Source organism: Psychrobacter sp. Arc29 (assembly GCF_041431175.1).
GTDB lineage: Bacteria > Pseudomonadota > Gammaproteobacteria > Pseudomonadales > Moraxellaceae > Psychrobacter.
Map to the genome: position 1 here is coordinate 118,063 of NZ_JASMRR010000002.1, position 18,160 is coordinate 136,222.

Below are 18,160 nucleotides of genomic sequence, written 5' to 3' on the forward strand. Positions count from 1 at the left end.
TTTGAGCATGGTATAAAGTGAATAACGGCAATTTATAATTATACAGAGCAATGAGTTGCCTCTGTAGAGGAATTCAGCTGTACATTGTCTTTTCAATATAAGGGACAAACAGTTATAAAAAAACCCCGAAATCGGGGTTTAGTAGTTCAGACATGATCAATATATGCAAGGTGCTCAATAATTCTATCTACAACGTGCGTATCAGACATTGATCATCAGTGCCATTTAATTAGTGAATAGCACTCACATAGTCTGACAAGATACGAATGTCACGATCTGATAATTTCGATGCAACAGTTTGCATCATACCCATCTCACCTTCTTTCGCAGCATCATTGACACGTTTTTGATCATCGCTATCGATATCATCAGCACGTCCAGCGGCGCGGAATAGTTTTAGCTGAGTGGCAATGTATTGAGCATGCTGTCCGCCTAATTTTGGAAACGCCGCCCAAGGGTTACCTGCAGCGTCCGGACCATGACAACCAGCACAACCAATCACACCGCGTGACTTATCACCACCCAAGAATAGTTTGGTGGCTTCTTGGTTCGTTGCAGGGTTGCCGTATCCAACACCCCAAGGTGCTTGGCTAGAGTAGTAACCTGCCACGTTGGCTAGATCTTGCTGAGACAAATTAGCAACCTGTGACTGCATGATACCGTTTTTGCGATAGCCTGCTTTAAAGTTAACTAACTGTTTATAAAGATACTTTACGTTTTGGCCGCCAAGGTTTGGCTGCGCAGGAACAATACTGACCCCATTAAGACCATGACAAGCAGCACAAACGGTTTCTGCAATTTTCTGACCTGCATCGACGTCATACTCAGGAACAATAATAGCAGCTTGTACGCTGAAACTTGCAACGCATAAGCTGGCAGCAGCGATTAACTTTTTCATTGATACAAATCCTACTAGCTCGGCGTAAGCATTATTTAGAGTGATTGTACGGATAAGATACCCAATATAGTCGCCTCTTTAATCATAGGCGTGGCATATATTCTGAGGTCTTGGACACAAGCAGTCTGAAAGTACTTACTAACATCAGGGTTTATTTTCGATTATTATAGCAAGACTTTGTATCATTTGCCTACTTAATCGTAGTATTCATCAGTTTTCTAATGCGCATAGCTTAAAGTACAGGGCAAAAATAAAAAGCGCATTCAGGTTATAAACCCAGCGCTCTATTTTATCGCTTCAAGCTTCATGTCTAAATGGACTACTTGCTCATATACTCGATAAGCTTGCGATAGTCATCATCGCTACAGGTGTTACAGAGACCGCCTGCTGGCATCTGAATCATGCCACTTTTGACAGACTTAATGAGTGTCGGCATGCCCTTTTGCTCAATAAGTTTCTGCCATTTGGCACTGTCGCCTTTTTTGATAGCATTTAGCGCGCCACTATCATGACAAGCTGCACATGAGTTATCATAAGTAGTAGCAATATCAGCCGCACCTGCGCTACTGATCATGATGCCACTTAGCAATAAGGCAGCACTGCTAACTGTTAGAGCATGATAGCCCTTGCTAAGAAGTCTATTGATTGAAAACATAGAGCACCTCCTCGTGAGATTTCACGTGTCTCATCAATCGTTCTATTAAACGTCTTTCATTAAACATTGTAACAATATATGTCATGCAAACATAGATAAATTATATTCAGCTTTGTTAACATTAAAAACTTATTCTAATTAACAATTAACTTTAATGTTATCCTACTATTTATATGATGCTAATCGCAGTTATTTCAATAAGTAAGACAGGTAATAGTATAGAATAGCGGATAATATCAAATCGCTAACTTTATAATGTATAAGCGCTGATAAAGAAGAGCCTCTTACCACTTTTTGCATATTTGCTGAATTGAAGTCATGGCTTAAGCCAACCACCAGCTAACCAGAATTTTATACCCGTATCTAATTTTTCAAGATTAATGAGCCATTTATGAATACCCCGTTTACCGATGTTGCTGCCGAACATGCGCTGTTCAACACCAAATCCCGTCAGAAAATTCAGCAGACTGAATTTATGACCTCAGCGCCCACCTTTAAGCTTTGCCCACCTGATATGGGATTAGAAGTTGCCTTTGCAGGACGCTCGAACGCTGGTAAATCCTCAGCCATCAACGCTTTGACCAATCAGCGCCAGCTTGCACGCTCGTCCAAAACGCCTGGACGCACGCAAATGATTAACTTTTTTAGTATTGGTAACACTGATAGACGACTGGTTGATTTGCCAGGTTACGGCTATGCCGCTGTACCACTTGAGATGAAAAAAGAATGGCAGGTCGAGCTAGAAGAGTATCTAGTATCGCGCTCAAGCCTTGCCGGCCTAGTGCTTATGACGGACATTCGTCACCCACTCAAGTTTTTTGACGAGCAGATGCTGCATTGGGCAAAAGATGGTGACCTACCCGTACATATCCTGCTGACTAAAGCGGATAAGCTTAAGTATGGTGCGTCTAAAAATGCCTTACTCAATACCCGCAAAAGACTCAAAAAACTCGGCTTAAACTGTACTATCCAGTTATTTTCAGCCTTGAGAAAAGAAGGTCTTGATGAGTTGGCTGGCGTCATGGGTAAATGGTACGATTATCAACTGGATAATGACAAAATCATTGAATCGTCTTTTGCATTATTAGAAGGCGATGAGTTAGAAGACGCCATTGAAAAAGAAAGCGGTCAAGAAGAAAACAAATAGAAATTATAGTCTCAAATAAAAAAAAGGGGTTTGTCGATATTAACGATGAACCCCTTTTTTATATAAGTTAAAAAGGCTTTTATTTAAGCACATAATAGCTTAGCCAATGCTTGCGGCGTGTCAACCTGATATGTCGGCTGCTGAGCGGCAAGCTCTGCACTTGTTGCCGTGCCATAGTTGACCGCGATACTGGTCATACCCAGTTTGGTTGCCATTTGAATATCATAGATACTGTCACCGATGAACACGGCATCAGATATTTGCTGCTGCGTGTAATTCAAGATATCAGTCAACATCTGCGGATCAGGTTTTGAGCCTGACTCATCAGCACAGCGTGTCATGACAAAATAATTGCGACTGTCAGAAGCATCCAATACACGATCTAGCCCTTTTCTTTTTTTACCAGTTGCAACAGCGAGCTTTTTGCCCTGCTCCTGTAGAGTCTGCAGCATATGCTCTATCGGCTCAAAGAGTGGCGTGCAGTGGCTATTAGCAATATAGTACTCTGCATAAGTCTGCTGAATGGCGAGCGTCTGCGACTCATCTGCATGAGGATATAAAATCTCGATACCATTCATTAAACTCAGACCAATGATGTCTTTCACCGCTTTATCAGTCGTCTCAAATCCATGTGCTTCTCCAGCCACATGCATAGAATCAACAATTAAGCCGATTGAATCCATTAACGTGCCGTCCCAGTCAAAAATGACTAGTGTCTTATCAGATAGACGATGCTCATCTGCGAGCTGAGAGTGTTGAGTAAGTTCTGGCGTATCAGTGGTAAGTGATGCAGTCATAGATTCACCTTAACGAATAAAAATAGTAAATAGCAGATACGAAAACGTCACGGTGGCTTATTCATAAAAATAAGATATCGTGACGTTTTCATGTTTCTATAAAGGTCTAAATTTTTAGACCAAAATGATTATATTTAGACCTATTCAGGCAATTTGGTTGTCTCTGGAAGCCAATCCGCCATGTCGTCTGGCAATGGTGCGGTAATAAGGTCATAACCCGGAATATCTAAGCGCCACGCGTGGAGACACAGACGATGAACGCCTGATTTATCATGCACGTTATACTTATCATCACCCAAAATGGCATGACCGATGTGAGCCAAATGCACACGGATTTGATGCGTGCGTCCGGTTAGTGGCTTGGCTTCGATGAGGCTTACTGGCTGACCATTAACCATAAAGCGATCATGAACGATGATATCGGTTTGGCTTTCTTTCGCTTGTGGGTCTTGTGCGTCTACTTTGACACGGCGCTCACCGCTAGCAAGTGTATAACGTAGCAACGGTGCATTGATACGTTGCTCATTAAGCGCAGGCTGTCCTTTGGCAAGACATAGATAGTGCTTTTGAATAGTCTTATCTACCAAATGCTGCTGCAACACTTTAAGCGTTGAGCGTTTTTTGGAAATCATCAGCAGACCTGAGGTGTCTTTATCAATGCGATGTATCAGTTCTAGATACTTTTTACCCGTCACTTCACGCATGGCTTCGATGACGCCGAAGTCCAAGCCACTACCGCCATGCACGGCAATGCCAGAAGGCTTATTTAGTACTAGCAGACCTTCATCTTCATAGACCACGCGAGCCAGCAAGCTTTCGGCAAACTCAGTACTAATGATAGGTTTGTCACGTGTCGCAAGCTCCACAGGTGCGATACGTACAACGTCTTCACGCTGCACTCTATCATGTGCTTTGCAGCGCTTATTGTTAACACGCACTTCATCTGAGCGAATCATCTTATAGATGTGCGATTTTGGCAAACCCTTTAAACGGTTCAGCAAAAAGTTATCCAAACGCTGGTCGTGCTGATGTCGCGTCACTTCAAGGTAGTTCACCTTGCCGAAGTTGCTAATCTCATCGTCAGCGCTTTGTGGGCGTGTTTTGCTATTGAAAATAGCAGGGGCTTCATGGGTAGGAGCGTCGTCAGTCATTTTTGAGTTTGTCATTTTTAGTTAGGTATTTACACAAAGATTTGTTATAGTTTAGCATGTTGAGCGACAATTAAGCAGAGGCGACAGCAATAATCATTGTTGTTTCAGATAGCTGGTTACTGTTTTATTACTTTCCAGTGCTTACTGATTGCTAGTAAAGAGGTCTATGCTATTTACCCTGCTGCTATGAAACGTTTCATCTGATTGTAGGGCCAGTCGTTTAAAGGCATTAGCATTTAAAGGTATTCATTACCAAACACAGCCCTATAAATTAAAACACTGTATCGAATTTTACTCGGTACCATAAAACAAATAGTGACACTAAATACCATCGCGTTAATAACTTTGACGATCAGTCTATTTATTAACGGATGACAACACTACATTGACTCACTAACTGCATGACAACGACTTTTTTTGATAACTATTTATTATTTAATGATTACTTATCTGATGGTCCTTTATGACAGCATAGTTGAGCAAGTATGGGTCGTTTAGCGTTAGGATCGAAAAATAATTCGATAGCTGCCTGAGTATTGGTGGTCAAACAGATGACGATAAAGAGGTAAATACAATGCCATGCTGACAAGCTGGTTCATTACTCTGTTTGCCAAGTACGCCCCGCCGATAACCAAAGCTGTGATACCTAACCTTGAGACACCCAAGATATTATTGACGATATATAAAGAACGATAAATAAAGAGTAACCAATCGCTTTGCCTGAATAGATAACCGCTGACTGACGCTACGATATATAGTAGCAATCATAACCGCGATATTATTGTTAGACTTTGAAGGATGAATGGCTATCGCAATATGCCTTTTTAATATCAGTATTTTTTAAACCCGTAACTGACCGTCGCACACGCTTACAACGTGCGCCAACATCACTACCAATAGAACGTACTGACATTAAGAGAGTTTTTATTCGCTGACATATTCATATATGTACCAAGTTTATTGATAATAAAATATAAGTATCATAGCCTTACACCCTATATTATTTATATTAATGTGAGCACCGCTCATCACTTCAGGTAAAAAAGAAGCCATTGAAAAAGCCCACGTGCTTTACAAAGCCCACGATTTACGTTCTACTGTTCACTGATATCTACAAATGCTAATGTCATATTAGCCACACTTGCCACTATCTTTCTTTTAAAGACTGTCTCATCGTTGTTATGCGTACTCATAGGATATAAATATGAAACGCATTTTGATCAACGCAACTCAAAACGAAGAGATTCGTGTCGCCTTATGTACAGGCAATCATCTATACGATTTCGACTTAGAAAATCGTACCCGCGAGCAAAAAAAATCTAACATTTATAAAGGCCATGTGACTCGTGTTGAGCCATCGCTCGAAGCGGTATTTGTCGAATATGGCTCTCAGCGCCAAGGATTTTTGCCGATTCGTGAAATCTCTGCCGAATATCTAAGCGGTAACCCACGTGATGAAAACATCAAAAAACTGATTAAAGAAGGCGACGAATTAATCGTCCAAGTCGAAAAAGAAGAGCGCGGTAATAAAGGCGCCGCCCTATCGACGTATGTCTCTTTGGCTGGTCGCTATCTGGTACTCATGCCAAACAATCCTCGTGGTGGCGGTATCTCACGTCAAATCTCAGGTAAGCTGCGCGAAGACATGAAACGTATGCTGAGCAATCTTGATTTACCAAAAGGCATGAGCGTTATCATTCGTACAGCAGGTATTGGCAAGACGCAAGAAGACTTGCAGCATGATCTCAACCATTTGCTCAATATCTGGCAGGCCATCCAAGAACAAAACCAAAAATACCCGTCACCGCGTTTGGTTCACCAAGAAGCAGGCGTTGTCACGCGTGCTGTCCGTGACTATTTGCGTGATGATATCGCTGAGATTTGGATCGATAACGAAAACGCTTATATCGAAGCGGCAGGCTTTATTGACGCAGTAATGCCAAAACAAGCCGAAAAGCTACGCAAGTATACCGATTACGAGCCAATGTTCTCTCGTTTCAATATCGAAAAACAAATCGAAACGGCCTATCAGCGCGAAGTGCGTCTGCCGTCAGGCGGCTCAATCGTTATCGACCAAACAGAAGCCTTGGTATCTATCGATATCAACTCAGCCAAATCGACCAAAGGTTCAGACGTCGCTGAGACCGCTTACCATACCAACCTAGAAGCGGCTGATGAGATTGCTCGTCAACTTCGTCTACGTGATATGGGCGGTTTGATCGTTATTGACTTCATTGACATGAATGACAATAAGCATCAAAAGGAAGTAGAAAAGCGTCTAATCGATGCGACCAAATACGATCGTGCTCGCGTCCAGTTTGGTGATATCTCTAAATTTGGTCTGATGGAAATGAGCCGTCAGCGTCTACGCCCGTCCCTAGAAGAATCAACAGGCTATATCTGCCCGCGTTGCCATGGTAACGGTATGATTCGCGATCTGCGTTCATTGTCGCTATCCATCATGCGTCAAATTGAACAAATCGCGCTCAAAGAACGCCAAGGTGAAGTACAAGCGGAAGTTCCAACGGATATCGCAGCGTTCTTGTTGAATGAGAAACGCGATAGCTTGGTTTATCTTGAGCAAGACAGTGGCACGCGTATCACGATTTTGCCACATGCGCATTTAGAATCACCGAACTTTAAGCTGCACTTTAATCGCGATGGCTTTGCTCCATCGAGCTACGAGCGTATCACTGATACCCAGCAACAAGAGCACAGTGACCTTGGCTACAATGTCGACTGGCAAACGGCTGAAAAAGAGCGCCCTGAGCAGCAGCCTACTCGCCAGCCTCGTAAACCATCAAATGATAACAACAAGCAGAGCGCAGCTACGCAGAACGATACCGTAAATCATAGCAATGATCGTCGTAATCATAAAAATGTTAATGACGCTGCGCCAGCGAGCGCACCACAAGCCAGTCAACTTCAAAACGTTGCAGCACCAGTCGTAGCGCAGACTCAAAATATTGAAGCCACTGCTCAACCAAAAGCAGTCGCTTGGTTATCAAATCTGTTTGCTCAAGCGCCGCAAGCCACCACCACACCTAGTGTCAGTAGTCGCGATGCCGCTGAAGCGATCGAGGCCTTGGTAAATACTGGCGCGCAAAGCTTAGGCTCATTTGGCCAAGTGGATAGCAATGCATTGAATAGTGCCGCTTCAAATAGTGAGCAGCCAACTCAACAAAACAATCATCAGAAAAACGACAGCCAACAGTCAAATAACAACGCTAATCGTCAACAGGCGCGTCGTAATGATAGCGATACTGATGAAAGCAATAACGAAGACAGAAGAAGACGCAAACCACGTAAGTCAAGAAACTCAAAGCCGCGTCAAAGAAAAGAGGCGACTGATGAGACGACTAACAATACCAATAGCAGCACGGACAACAGCGCTGATGAGAAATCGTCTGACACCCAAGGACAACAACAGCAAGACAATCGTCAACAGGAAAACAGACGTACGAACGATCGCAATCGTAATAACCGTCAAGACAGCAGCAATCGTCAAGACAATAACCAAAAAACAAACGATCGTAATGACGCAGACAACGAAACTGGCCAAAAAGCTGATGAGCAAGTCCGCGCTAAGCGTAAATCGCATAGCCAACGCGGCTCACGCGGAAAGCTAGAGCGCGGTGAGACGCTAACGGCTGACGATGTTAAGCAAAACAAGCAGCGAAATGGTAAAAATAACGACGATGCCAATGGTAAAAACCAATCTGGCACACGTCGTAGTCAGGACCCTAACGAAGTCGTGCTACAAGTCAATGAAGCACCGACCAAGCTAAAGGCGTCAGAAGTTGTGCACTTATCTTTAGATGATAGCAAGTCCACGCCTGCTAAGCCTCAGTCTAGCGATAAACAACGCTCAACAAATGGCACGGCAAAGAACGAGAGCACAAAAGATCACGCTACTCAGCAAACTGCCAACAAGCCTAGTAACAGTGAGAAAAATATTGACCAAAAAGGTGACAATAAAAAGGGTACGGTAGAGACGTCTGAGAATCAGACTCAAAACAACCAAGAGGCGACTACTAACGGTAAGGTGCAAAACAATGCACCTGATCGTAAGCAGAGCACTGATAATAAAAATCAGTCAGAACAAGCGCAACCAGCCTCTGCTGGCGACATAGACAGCCAGTCAATTAGCCCAAAAACGGCTGATGCAGAGCAGGCCAAAGCCAAGCCCGAGCATCAGAAAGCTGAGACCACTGATAATGTCAATAAAGCTGAAGAAGCTAAAAAAGTTTCAGCTAATGACAGTGGTGCGAATGATAAAGGCATGAGTAACTCAGCACTTGAGCTAACACACGAATCACTGTTTGGCGAACGATACGTGACTGCTGAGAAGTTTGGTCAAGCTAGCAACGACCCACGTGTGGTACGTGCTCAGCAAGCAAAAGCAACACCTCAAGTCGAAGCTACTACTGTAAGTACAACGACGATACGTGGCACCGTTGGTGAGTTTATTCGTACTACGCTGCCAGAAGCGCAAACTCGCTTAACAGAGAACGGCGTTATCAGCTGCTTTATCGAGACAATTGCCTTGTATAATGAGCAAGCGCAATCTGCTGATAATAGCGCCAATGTCGAGAACACTGTTGATGACAACCATAGCAACGATATGGCCAGTCAGCGCTTTGACTTTAGCAACTATGGCTACCAGCCATTAGCAGCAGATTACTTGGCACGCTTCGCAGCAATGACGCAAGCAGTCAGTCAATTTGCAGCAGCTCAAGGCAAAACAGCCGTTGAACCACGCGCCATTGGCAAACGAGCCAGCAATGATCCACGCGGTCAGCATCCTGACTACCAAGAGCCAGCTTTGTTGAGTGTTCCTACAGAGCAGACTTGGAGCAATGAAGCATCGTTAGCAAACACTAATCAAAGCAATAGCGAAGTGGATGCACATGACGTTGAAGCGACAGCATTGGCGAATCAAGTGCAGACAGACCATGTCAGCGCTGATAGCGAGAAATTGCTAGAAGTCGAGCAAGCGCAATCAGCTACTAACAGTGCAGAAGCTCAAGCCAGTGAGGCACAAGGAGTCAATACGACGGAAGCTGATGCAACACAGGCGGATGTAGAAAGCTCTGATGCAGAAGAGGCTGAGCAGACGACCGAATCTAAAGTAGAAGAATCTACTAAGGAAATGGGCAAAGATGACAGTCAAGCAGCTAAGTCTAAGACCACCATCGCCAGCTATAAAAACATGATCGAGAATGTGGCTGAGCAATTGCTGCCACAGACAGGCATGTTTAATCTAACGACGCCAAAGGTTCCAAAGGCGCGCAGTCGCAAGCCAAAAACGGATCATAAAAAACCGACCCAAGCTGAGAAGCTTGCGTCTGATGATACCGATAGCGAAAGCTAATATATAGAAGCAGAAATATAAAAGCCCCAAAGCTACTAATAGCTTTGGGGCTTTTTTTAATAGGTCGAAGCTTAATTATTGATTTAGAAAAAAGTTTGATAGTAAGATAAAAACATAGGCCAGCTTAATGAGTAGAAGAAGCCTTATCATCTTTACCGCGCACTTTATCAATAATGGTAAGCAATGCCACAACTGCCGCACCGATAATAAAACCAATAACACCATTTAATACGGTAGTTGTTACTCCTTCAAAAATACCAGTGAGATGCGCGATATCTTCTACGCCATGATGCAAAAAGCCAATACCGTGTACTAAGATACCACCACCCACTAAGAACATGGCCAACGTACCCGCAATAGACAAGAACTTCATGAGCTTCGGCGCAGCTGCAAACATCAACTTACCTACTTTTTGCTTGAACGTGCTTTCTTGCTCCATCAGATGTAGGCCCACATCATCAATTTTGACGATACCAGCGACCAAACCATAAATACCAATCGTAATACCAATCGCTAAAATGGATAGTACTAAACTGCGTTCTAGCAAGGTAGCACTTGCTGTTGCCCCTAGTGCAATCACGATAATCTCAGCTGATAAGATAAAATCTGTACGTATCGCGCCTTTGATTTTTTCTTTTTCAAAAGCCACCAAATCTACTGTTTCATCCGCATTGGCTTTTCGGCGGGCATTTTGTTCTTCGTCATGTGGCAATGCATGTGGCCAAAACCGATGTATGACTTTTTCTGCCCCTTCATAGACTAAGAACAGACCGCCACACATTAATAAAAACGTGACAAGCGGTGGATAAATCGCACTGATCAATAACGCTGCTGGTACCAAAATGAGCTTATTGATAAATGAGCCCTTGGCTACTGCCCAGACAACGGGAAGTTCGCGATTGGCTTTGACACCAGTAACTTGTTCAGCGTTCAAAGCCAAATCATCGCCTAACACGCCAGCGGTTTTTTTGGCAGCGACCTTGGTCATGACCGAGACGTCATCCAATATCACACTGATATCATCAAGTAAGGTTAATAAACTGGCACCTGCCATGTGTGCTCCTTAAAGCAAATTTGTTAAAGTAAGTCGTGCTGAAATCGTTAAAACAAAGTATTTTATTAAAACTCTTATAAAAACAATGCTGTTAGCAGTAGACTACAAGGGCACGCCCATATATTACATAGTACAAATGTATCTTATTTTTTGAATTTGTGTTGTCAGCTATTCTTAAAAGTTGGGATTATTTGCATTTATTAGACGATGCATTTGAGCTGTCATTATCCATAAATATGGTAATATAGCGATTTTACCGCTTATCTTTATTATCAATTATTTATAAAAACTTCTGTAAAATTAAACCTTTAAAACACTACTCAGACACCTTACTATATATTGTAATCTACAACGCTTTGTATATAACGAACTCATGTCTAGGCGCGATGCCTATAGGAAATTCATATGCCGTCATCCATTAGCAAAAATACCACGACGAATAATTTTTTCTCTCGTACTACCCTATCTCGTTTTGTGATGAGTGCCTTGCTAGTAGGTATTGCTGCTGGCTGCTCAAACAATGCGGCGGATGCAACCAGTAATACCAGTGTTGTCAATGCAGCACAGACCAAGGATGCGCCAGCCAAAGTGTCAGCTGATAGTGACTCTGCAGTGGTCAATGCATTACAAGCAAACCTAAAAGCCTCTGGTATCGAAGAAACCATCGTCTCAGCGGTACCAACAGATATGGATGGTATTTATTGGGTGACTGCTGAAGGGCTACCCTCTTTCTTTACCGATAAGTCGGGTAAGCATATTATCCAAGGACAGATCGTTGCCGTTGGCGGGGCTGCGCCAGTGGATATCAGTGCTGCTTTGGCGGCAAGTACCGCGCAAGAAGCGTTAAAAGCAGTCGATAAAAAAGAGATGATTATTTATCCAGCAAAAGGTGAGACCAAAGCGGTCGTCTACGCCTTTACTGACGCCGACTGTGGCTACTGCCGTAAACTGCATGAAGAGATGGATGACATTAATGCGCGCGGTATCGAAGTGCGATATCTAGCATGGCCACGCAGTCAAGAGTCTGTGCCAAAAATGGAAGCGATTTGGTGTAGTCAGGATCGTAACGCAGCGATGAATCAAGCAAAAATGGGTGCCAACGTGCAAGCGCCTAGCTGTGCTACCCCTGTGCAAGCGCATATGGCTCTAGGATCAAGACTTGGTGTGCGTGGTACTCCTGCTATCTTTACTGAAGCAGGCGAGCAAGTAGGTGGCTACTTACCTGCAGCACAGTTGGCGCAAGCTGTCGGTGCAAACTAATATTTAATCCTAAAATGTGATATTTTTAATATATTCTAATATCTATCGTTTATGTGAATGCATTTAAATATAAGACAGCACCGCTTGAGCAATACCTTAGTATGCCAAGTACAGATGAGCACGATAGTTATTCTATAATCTATACCCTATATAACCTTATCGACATTGTGTAGACGTCACAACTGCTTGTCGGTATGATACGATAAAGCGCGATGCAAAATTAGCAATACCCTTTTATCTGAGCATTTTTTATTCAACTATAATGAAGTATGTATGCAAAGTAGCACTAGAAAATGCCTATAGACTGCTGGTGTCATGCCGCAGACTCATTTGATATTGCCCCAGCGTTATGCCCGCTTCATTATATTTAACCTCTTGAGGATACTGTGAGCAATTCCATCAAACTAGCGATACTTGGTTTAGGCACCGTCGGAACAGGTGTGATCAACCTAATCAATGACAATTTAGATGAGCTAAAACGCCGTAGTGGACGCGATATTATTATTACCGAAGTGGGTACGCGCCGTCAGCGTGATGATATTGATACCAGCATCATGCAAAACAGTGACTTGATGGCAATTGCGGCAAGCGACAATGTCGATATCGTTATCGAAGTGATTGGTGGTACGACCTTAGCTAAAGACGTCATCATGCAGGCTATCAAAAACGGTAAGCATGTCGTAACTGCAAATAAAGCGCTATTGGCTGAACACGGCAATGAGATTTTTGCGTTCGCTGAAGAGAATAATGTCCATGTTGCTTATGAAGCAGCAGTAGCAGGCGGCATCCCAATCATCAAAGTGATGCGTGAAGCCCTTGCTGCCAATAAAATTGATTGGCTCGCAGGTATCATCAACGGTACTGGCAACTTTATCATGACCGAAATGCGTGACAAAGGTCGCCCATTTGCCGATGTACTAGAGGAGGCGCAAGAGCTGGGTTATGCAGAAGCAGATCCAACTTTTGATGTGGAAGGCATTGATGCCGCGCACAAACTAGCCCTACTCGCCTCGATTGCCTTTGGTATCCCGCTACAGTTTGACAAAGTCTACTGTGAAGGAATCACTGGTATCACACTACAAGATGTCAATTATGCCGAAGAGCTTGGCTACCGTATCAAACATTTAGGATTTGCGGTACGCCGTGATGGTCAAGGCAATAGTGATGACGCTGGCGTTGAGTTACGTGTACATCCAACGCTTATTCCACAAGATGCGTTGCTTGCCAATGTCAACGGCGTAAAAAATGCGGTACTGGTCAACTCACATCCACTTGGGCAAACACTCTACTGCGGTGATGGCGCTGGTGCTGGTGCTACTGCTTCGGCAGTGATGGCCGATGTCATGGATCTCGTCCGTGTATTAGGTAGCAAAAGTGGCGACGAGCAAAACAGCAGCGAGCAAAATAATCATGGGCACCATGTACCGCACTTAGCATTCATCCCTGAGCAACTCTCAGACACGCCGATCTTACGTGCTGAGCAGATGATTACTGGTTACTACTTACGTGTGCATGCTTATGATAGCCCAGGTGTCTTAGCGGACATCACTCGCATCCTAAGCGATGCAGGTATCAATATTGATGCTATTTTGCAAAAGCCTGCGCATAAAGTTGGTCAAGTACCTGTCATTATCTTAACCTTACCTGTGGTCGAGAGTCAGATGAACCTCGCTATCGAAAAAATTGAAAAATTAGACACCATTACTGATAAAGTAGTACGCATTCGCTTAGACGAGCTGGCTTAAAACATAATTTTAGTAAGCCACGCTTATCACCCCCTTTATCAGTGAGCTAGGCAAATGCTAACCGATAAAGGGTAATGGCGAACCAGCCCTTGCCTCTCTGTGAGGCACTTTCATTTAAAATACGTAAATAAGGAATAATAACGATGTCAAATGATGCAATTGTAATCTTAAACGGCGCACGTACACCAATGGGCGGCTTCCAAGGCGTACTCAAAGACATGAGTGCTAGCGATTTGGGCGCTGCTGCAATCAAAGCCGCTGTCGAACGCTCAGGCGTTAGTATCGATAATATTGATGAAGTAATCATGGGTTGTATCTTGACTGCAGGTTTGGGTCAAGGCCCTGCCCGTCAAGCCATGCGTAAAGCTGGATTGTCTGACGCGACTGGCGCTGTCACCATCAACAAGCTATGCGGCTCAGGTCTAAAAGCCGTCATGCAAGCACACGATGGCATCAAAGCTGGTAGCTTCAATGTTGCTGTGGCTGGTGGCATGGAGTCAATGACCAACGCACCGTACCTCATGCCAGGGTCGCGTGGTGGCTACCGTATGGGTCACAAAGAAGTCAAAGATCATATGTTCTTAGATGGTCTAGAAGATGCTGAGACTGGTAAGCTAATGGGTATGTTCGCTCAAGAAATGGCGGATGAAAAAGGCTATACACGTGAGAAGATGGATGAGTTTGCCATCGAATCATTGAATCGTGCACTAACCGCTATCAAAGACAATCACTTCAAAGATGAAATTGAGCCTGTGACGTTTGAAACTCGTAAAGGCGAGCAAACGGTCGATACTGATGAGCAACCAGGCCTAGCGAATGCTGATCGTATCCCAAGCTTACGCCCAGCATTTGCAAAAGACGGTACGATCACTGCAGCCAATGCCAGCTCAATCTCAGACGGTGCTGCTGCTGTCGTCGTCATGAAAGAGTCACAAGCAAAGGCTGAAGGTCTGGATTATCAAGCTCGCATCGTTGCCACTGCTTCGAACTCTCGTCACCCAAGCGAATTCACCATCGCTCCAATCGGTGCTATCGAAAAAGTACTAGCAAATGCTGGCTGGTCAGTCGCTGATGTGGATCTATGGGAAATTAACGAAGCCTTTGCGATGGTCACTATGGCTGCTATGGATGAGCTAAACATCGACCACGCCAAAGTTAACGTTGAAGGTGGCGCTTGTGCGCTTGGTCATCCAGTAGGCTGTTCAGGTGCGCGAATCTTAGTGACGCTCATTAATTCTCTCAAGCGTACCGGCGGCAAAAAAGGCGTTGCGACACTTTGTATTGGTGGCGGCGAAGCAGTTGCCGTTGCTATTGAGCTTCCTTAATTATCAATTATTTTTAAAACAGTAGTTTTAGAGACAATTTGCAGTTTAATTTTTTATCACTCATTATTTTTTAAAACCGCAGCGCGAATGGTGCTGCGGTTTTTTGTTTATCGTCTGCTCGTCTTTATCTATCGTCTTCTTCTGTAAAAAGATGTTCACTTTATACCCCCTCTATGTTGTGGACTTTACACCCTATTACACGCAATTACTGCAAGCTCACATTTTGCTACCTTGAGCATGTATCTCATCGAAAATCATGGTGTTACGATGAATACAAGTTGAGATAGTAAGTAAGAAAAATTGACACGTCGCTATCAACATGATATCTAAATAGATTTTCCAAAGTCTATTTAATGATAAGTAAAAGAAAATAAACAACTAATAAATTACAGAAAAGGAATTAAAATAATGAGTCAACTAATTCGTTTAAAAGATATTCAAGCAACTCATCGTGACCTAATCGGTGATGACTATTATGATCCAACAGACAAAACTGCTTACGGTGTGAACGAGGAAAAGATCGGTAAAATCGAAGGTGCGCTAGTAGAAGACACCACTGGCCGTATTCGTTATTTAATCGTTGATGCAGGCGGCTGGTTCAGCTCAAAAGAAGTATTAGTACCAGCGGGCCTTGCTCGTATCGTTGGTGATGATGTATTCTTCGATAGCTTGACCAAGTCACAGGTAGAAGCTATGGAAGTATATGACCATGATTACCAGTACAGCTATAAAGAGCAATATGAAAAAGATCGTCAAGCGTTTACTGCTGACACCCTTCCAGCTGAAGAGCGAGTAGATATTGCAGATCATTCTTATGATGCACCAAATACACTAGAGCTATTAGAAGAGCGCTTAACTGTTAATAAAGACCGTATCGTTGCAGGTCTTGTAAAAGTTGGTAAGCACGTTGTCACTGAAGAGCGCAATGTCGATGTCGAGCTAGAAGAAGAACATGCTGATATCCAGCGTACCAGCGTTGATCGTCCAACAGATCGTCGCATTGGTGATATGGACGTCAATGATACCGTTGAAGTTGAGCTAGAAGCAGAACGTGCTCGTGTCGGTAAAGATACTTATGTCTCTGAAGAAGTGAATGTTGGCAAAACAACAGAACGTCATACTGAAACTATCGTTGAGACTATTCAGCGCGAAGAGCTAGACGTTGACAACGATGGTAATGTAGTCGACCGTGAAGGCAACTTAGTAAACCGTGATGATATTACTGCAGACGATGTACGCCGTGCTCGTGGTATGTAATACACCGATACTTTGTGTCTTTTAATGATATTGTGATGTCGTCATGAGATGCGATAGTAATAGGCAGCTAAGCATTTTGGTTTAGCAGATTAAGACCAGAGCATGTCTCTGGTCTTTTTTGTATCGATAATATGGTGACATGATTTATTATAGTAATGATTAATGATAGTAATAAATTCAATATCACTTGTTAACATTCCATCTTGCCCAATCCATTATTTTGTAATTATAAGGAAATAACAATGACTACTGACCATACAGAAAATTTATACCAAGACGATTTGGAAAACCAAAAAAGTACACTAACTGATGAAAACTCCAATGTCGTCAATGTTGGACATTTGGAACTATTAGAAGAGCGTCCTGTCATCAATAAAGAGCGCCTAGACGTTGGTAAAGTGACTGTCACCAAGCATGCCCGCACCAAAACTATCGACGTCCCTATTGAATTAGTAGAAGAGTACATCACGATTCGTACTGAATACCATGATGCAGAGAGTCAAGATTTGCTGTCTGGCCATTACGACGAAAAAGACATATTACGTCATGTTGAGCCCTCACTTGATAGTAAAGCTGTGGTGACCGTCAATGGTAAACAAATAGAGATTGGTGATGATCCGATTGAAATCGTCTTATCACGCCAAGTGGCGACTATTACCAAAGACACCTATGCCATCCAAGAAATTGAGGTCAATAAGAGTACACATATCCATACCGATAGTATCTCAGTAGAGCTTAAGCATGAAGAGTTAGATGTGACTGAAGAAGGGTATTTGGCACACGAGACTAATACTACTCAGCCAAAATAGATGAGATACTGGTGCTTTAAGCATTAGCATAGATAAATTATTGACAAAAAAAGCAACGCCAAACCAGCGTTGCTTTTTTTTGTGGTACATAGCAGTCAAACTTTTATACTTTATTACATTCAAAAGTATTCACGGTTGACTCATCCGCACCAGCCGTACGCATGACGCCAGTTTCGCGGTCTTCATGCGCCACACGCCACTGAGTAAAACCTTGACCACCATCCATTGCAGTTGCGACTTCAAACACTTCTGGATTACTGCCTTCATTGGTTTGATTCAATGTCACTGTACCCATATCAGTCGCGACAACGACTTGGTTAGCGTCTTCTTTATAGGTTGCTTCAACTTTTAGCTCAGGTGAACACAGATATGATACCTGCGTCACGCCGCTGTTTACCGACGCGACTGTATCATCTTCTACTTCATTAAGTGAAGCATCTTCAGTATTTACAACGACATCACTTGGCTCAGCAGGCTCAGCTGACATTGGTACAGATTCTTCAGCATTGACACCATCTTCCATACTTGACTCTGGCTCTGATTGTTGCTGACAGGCACTGATCGTTAATGCACCAGCGAGCAACCCCGTCAATGCGACTGAGGTACGTAATTTTTTTAATAATTCTAAACTCATAACGCTCTCCCAAATAGATATGCTAAACACTATAGCGTGTCCATAAATTCACGC

The 18,160-nt window shown here is 43.3% G+C and carries 13 protein-coding genes; 7 read left to right on the forward strand and 6 right to left on the reverse strand.

What is annotated here, in order from left to right:
- Window positions 1-229: 229 nt before the first annotated feature.
- Complete coding sequence (locus QO189_RS03440) at window positions 230-898, reverse strand: cytochrome c (RefSeq protein WP_075107765.1); 669 nt, start codon at window positions 896-898, stop codon at window positions 230-232.
- Between the two features lie 319 nt (window positions 899-1,217).
- Window positions 1,218-1,553 carry a cytochrome c5 family protein gene (locus tag QO189_RS03445; RefSeq protein ID WP_371531534.1) on the reverse strand — a complete coding sequence of 112 codons (336 nt, stop codon included), beginning with the start codon at window positions 1,551-1,553 and terminating at the stop codon, window positions 1,218-1,220.
- A 391-nt stretch (window positions 1,554-1,944) separates the two neighbouring features.
- On the opposite strand from QO189_RS03445, the gene yihA reads away from it, so the two are divergent.
- A complete protein-coding gene (gene yihA, locus QO189_RS03450) occupies window positions 1,945-2,700 on the forward strand; it encodes a ribosome biogenesis GTP-binding protein YihA/YsxC (protein WP_201598986.1) in 756 nt (251 codons plus the stop codon).
- Between the two features lie 83 nt (window positions 2,701-2,783).
- On the opposite strand, the gene QO189_RS03455 is transcribed toward yihA, so the two are convergent.
- Window positions 2,784-3,497, reverse strand: coding sequence for an HAD-IA family hydrolase (locus QO189_RS03455; protein ID WP_371531535.1), 714 nt, complete (start codon window positions 3,495-3,497; stop codon window positions 2,784-2,786).
- Window positions 3,498-3,637: 140 nt separating this feature from the next.
- On the reverse strand, window positions 3,638-4,648 hold the full coding sequence (locus QO189_RS03460) for an RluA family pseudouridine synthase (RefSeq protein WP_371531536.1): 1,011 nt from the start codon (window positions 4,646-4,648) through the stop codon (window positions 3,638-3,640).
- A gap of 1,204 nt (window positions 4,649-5,852) precedes the next feature.
- On the opposite strand from QO189_RS03460, the gene QO189_RS03465 reads away from it, so the two are divergent.
- Window positions 5,853-10,022, forward strand: a complete 4,170-nt coding sequence (locus QO189_RS03465; protein ID WP_371531537.1) for an Rne/Rng family ribonuclease — start codon at window positions 5,853-5,855, stop codon at window positions 10,020-10,022.
- A 124-nt stretch (window positions 10,023-10,146) separates the two neighbouring features.
- Here the strand turns inward: QO189_RS03465 and QO189_RS03470 are convergent, their stop codons facing one another.
- Window positions 10,147-11,076 carry a DUF808 domain-containing protein gene (locus QO189_RS03470; RefSeq protein WP_371531538.1) on the reverse strand — a complete coding sequence of 310 codons (930 nt, stop codon included), beginning with the start codon at window positions 11,074-11,076 and terminating at the stop codon, window positions 10,147-10,149.
- 405 nt (window positions 11,077-11,481) lie between these two features.
- Here QO189_RS03470 and QO189_RS03475 point away from each other — a divergent pair, with 405 nt between their 5' ends.
- From QO189_RS03475 to QO189_RS03495, 5 genes are all read left to right on the forward strand, one after another.
- Window positions 11,482-12,336, forward strand: a complete 855-nt coding sequence (locus QO189_RS03475; RefSeq protein WP_371531539.1) for a DsbC family protein — start codon at window positions 11,482-11,484, stop codon at window positions 12,334-12,336.
- 386 nt (window positions 12,337-12,722) lie between these two features.
- Entirely contained in the window at window positions 12,723-14,081 is a 1,359-nt protein-coding gene (locus QO189_RS03480) for a homoserine dehydrogenase (RefSeq protein ID WP_371531540.1), read from the forward strand.
- Window positions 14,082-14,224: 143 nt separating this feature from the next.
- The gene (locus QO189_RS03485) at window positions 14,225-15,406 is read left to right on the forward strand and encodes an acetyl-CoA C-acyltransferase (RefSeq protein WP_371531541.1); all 1,182 of its coding nucleotides are present in this window, start codon (window positions 14,225-14,227) and stop codon (window positions 15,404-15,406) included.
- 408 nt (window positions 15,407-15,814) lie between these two features.
- Window positions 15,815-16,663: a DUF2382 domain-containing protein gene (locus QO189_RS03490; protein ID WP_371531542.1), complete on the forward strand. Its 849-nt coding sequence runs from the start codon at window positions 15,815-15,817 to the stop codon at window positions 16,661-16,663.
- 242 nt (window positions 16,664-16,905) lie between these two features.
- Window positions 16,906-17,472, forward strand: coding sequence for a YsnF/AvaK domain-containing protein (locus QO189_RS03495; RefSeq protein WP_201599009.1), 567 nt, complete (start codon window positions 16,906-16,908; stop codon window positions 17,470-17,472).
- Window positions 17,473-17,575: 103 nt separating this feature from the next.
- On the opposite strand, the gene QO189_RS03500 is transcribed toward QO189_RS03495, so the two are convergent.
- Window positions 17,576-18,106 carry a hypothetical protein gene (locus QO189_RS03500; RefSeq protein ID WP_371531543.1) on the reverse strand — a complete coding sequence of 177 codons (531 nt, stop codon included), beginning with the start codon at window positions 18,104-18,106 and terminating at the stop codon, window positions 17,576-17,578.
- Between the last annotated feature and the right edge of the window lie 54 nt (window positions 18,107-18,160).

Bases quoted from the DNA above. Each gene is read 5' to 3' on its own strand.
- yihA (WP_201598986.1), top strand. From the start codon at position 1,945: ATGAATACCCCGTTTACCGATGTTGCTGCCGAACATGCGCTGTTCAAC.
- QO189_RS03495 (WP_201599009.1), top strand. From the start codon at position 16,906: ATGACTACTGACCATACAGAAAATTTATACCAAGACGATTTGGAAAAC.
- QO189_RS03465 (WP_371531537.1), top strand. From the start codon at position 5,853: ATGAAACGCATTTTGATCAACGCAACTCAAAACGAAGAGATTCGTGTC.
- QO189_RS03445 (WP_371531534.1), bottom strand. From the start codon at position 1,553: ATGTTTTCAATCAATAGACTTCTTAGCAAGGGCTATCATGCTCTAACA.
- QO189_RS03490 (WP_371531542.1), top strand. From the start codon at position 15,815: ATGAGTCAACTAATTCGTTTAAAAGATATTCAAGCAACTCATCGTGAC.
- QO189_RS03460 (WP_371531536.1), bottom strand. From the start codon at position 4,648: ATGACTGACGACGCTCCTACCCATGAAGCCCCTGCTATTTTCAATAGC.
- QO189_RS03470 (WP_371531538.1), bottom strand. From the start codon at position 11,076: ATGGCAGGTGCCAGTTTATTAACCTTACTTGATGATATCAGTGTGATA.
- QO189_RS03485 (WP_371531541.1), top strand. From the start codon at position 14,225: ATGTCAAATGATGCAATTGTAATCTTAAACGGCGCACGTACACCAATG.
- QO189_RS03475 (WP_371531539.1), top strand. From the start codon at position 11,482: ATGCCGTCATCCATTAGCAAAAATACCACGACGAATAATTTTTTCTCT.
- QO189_RS03455 (WP_371531535.1), bottom strand. From the start codon at position 3,497: ATGACTGCATCACTTACCACTGATACGCCAGAACTTACTCAACACTCT.
- QO189_RS03500 (WP_371531543.1), bottom strand. From the start codon at position 18,106: ATGAGTTTAGAATTATTAAAAAAATTACGTACCTCAGTCGCATTGACG.
- QO189_RS03440 (WP_075107765.1), bottom strand. From the start codon at position 898: ATGAAAAAGTTAATCGCTGCTGCCAGCTTATGCGTTGCAAGTTTCAGC.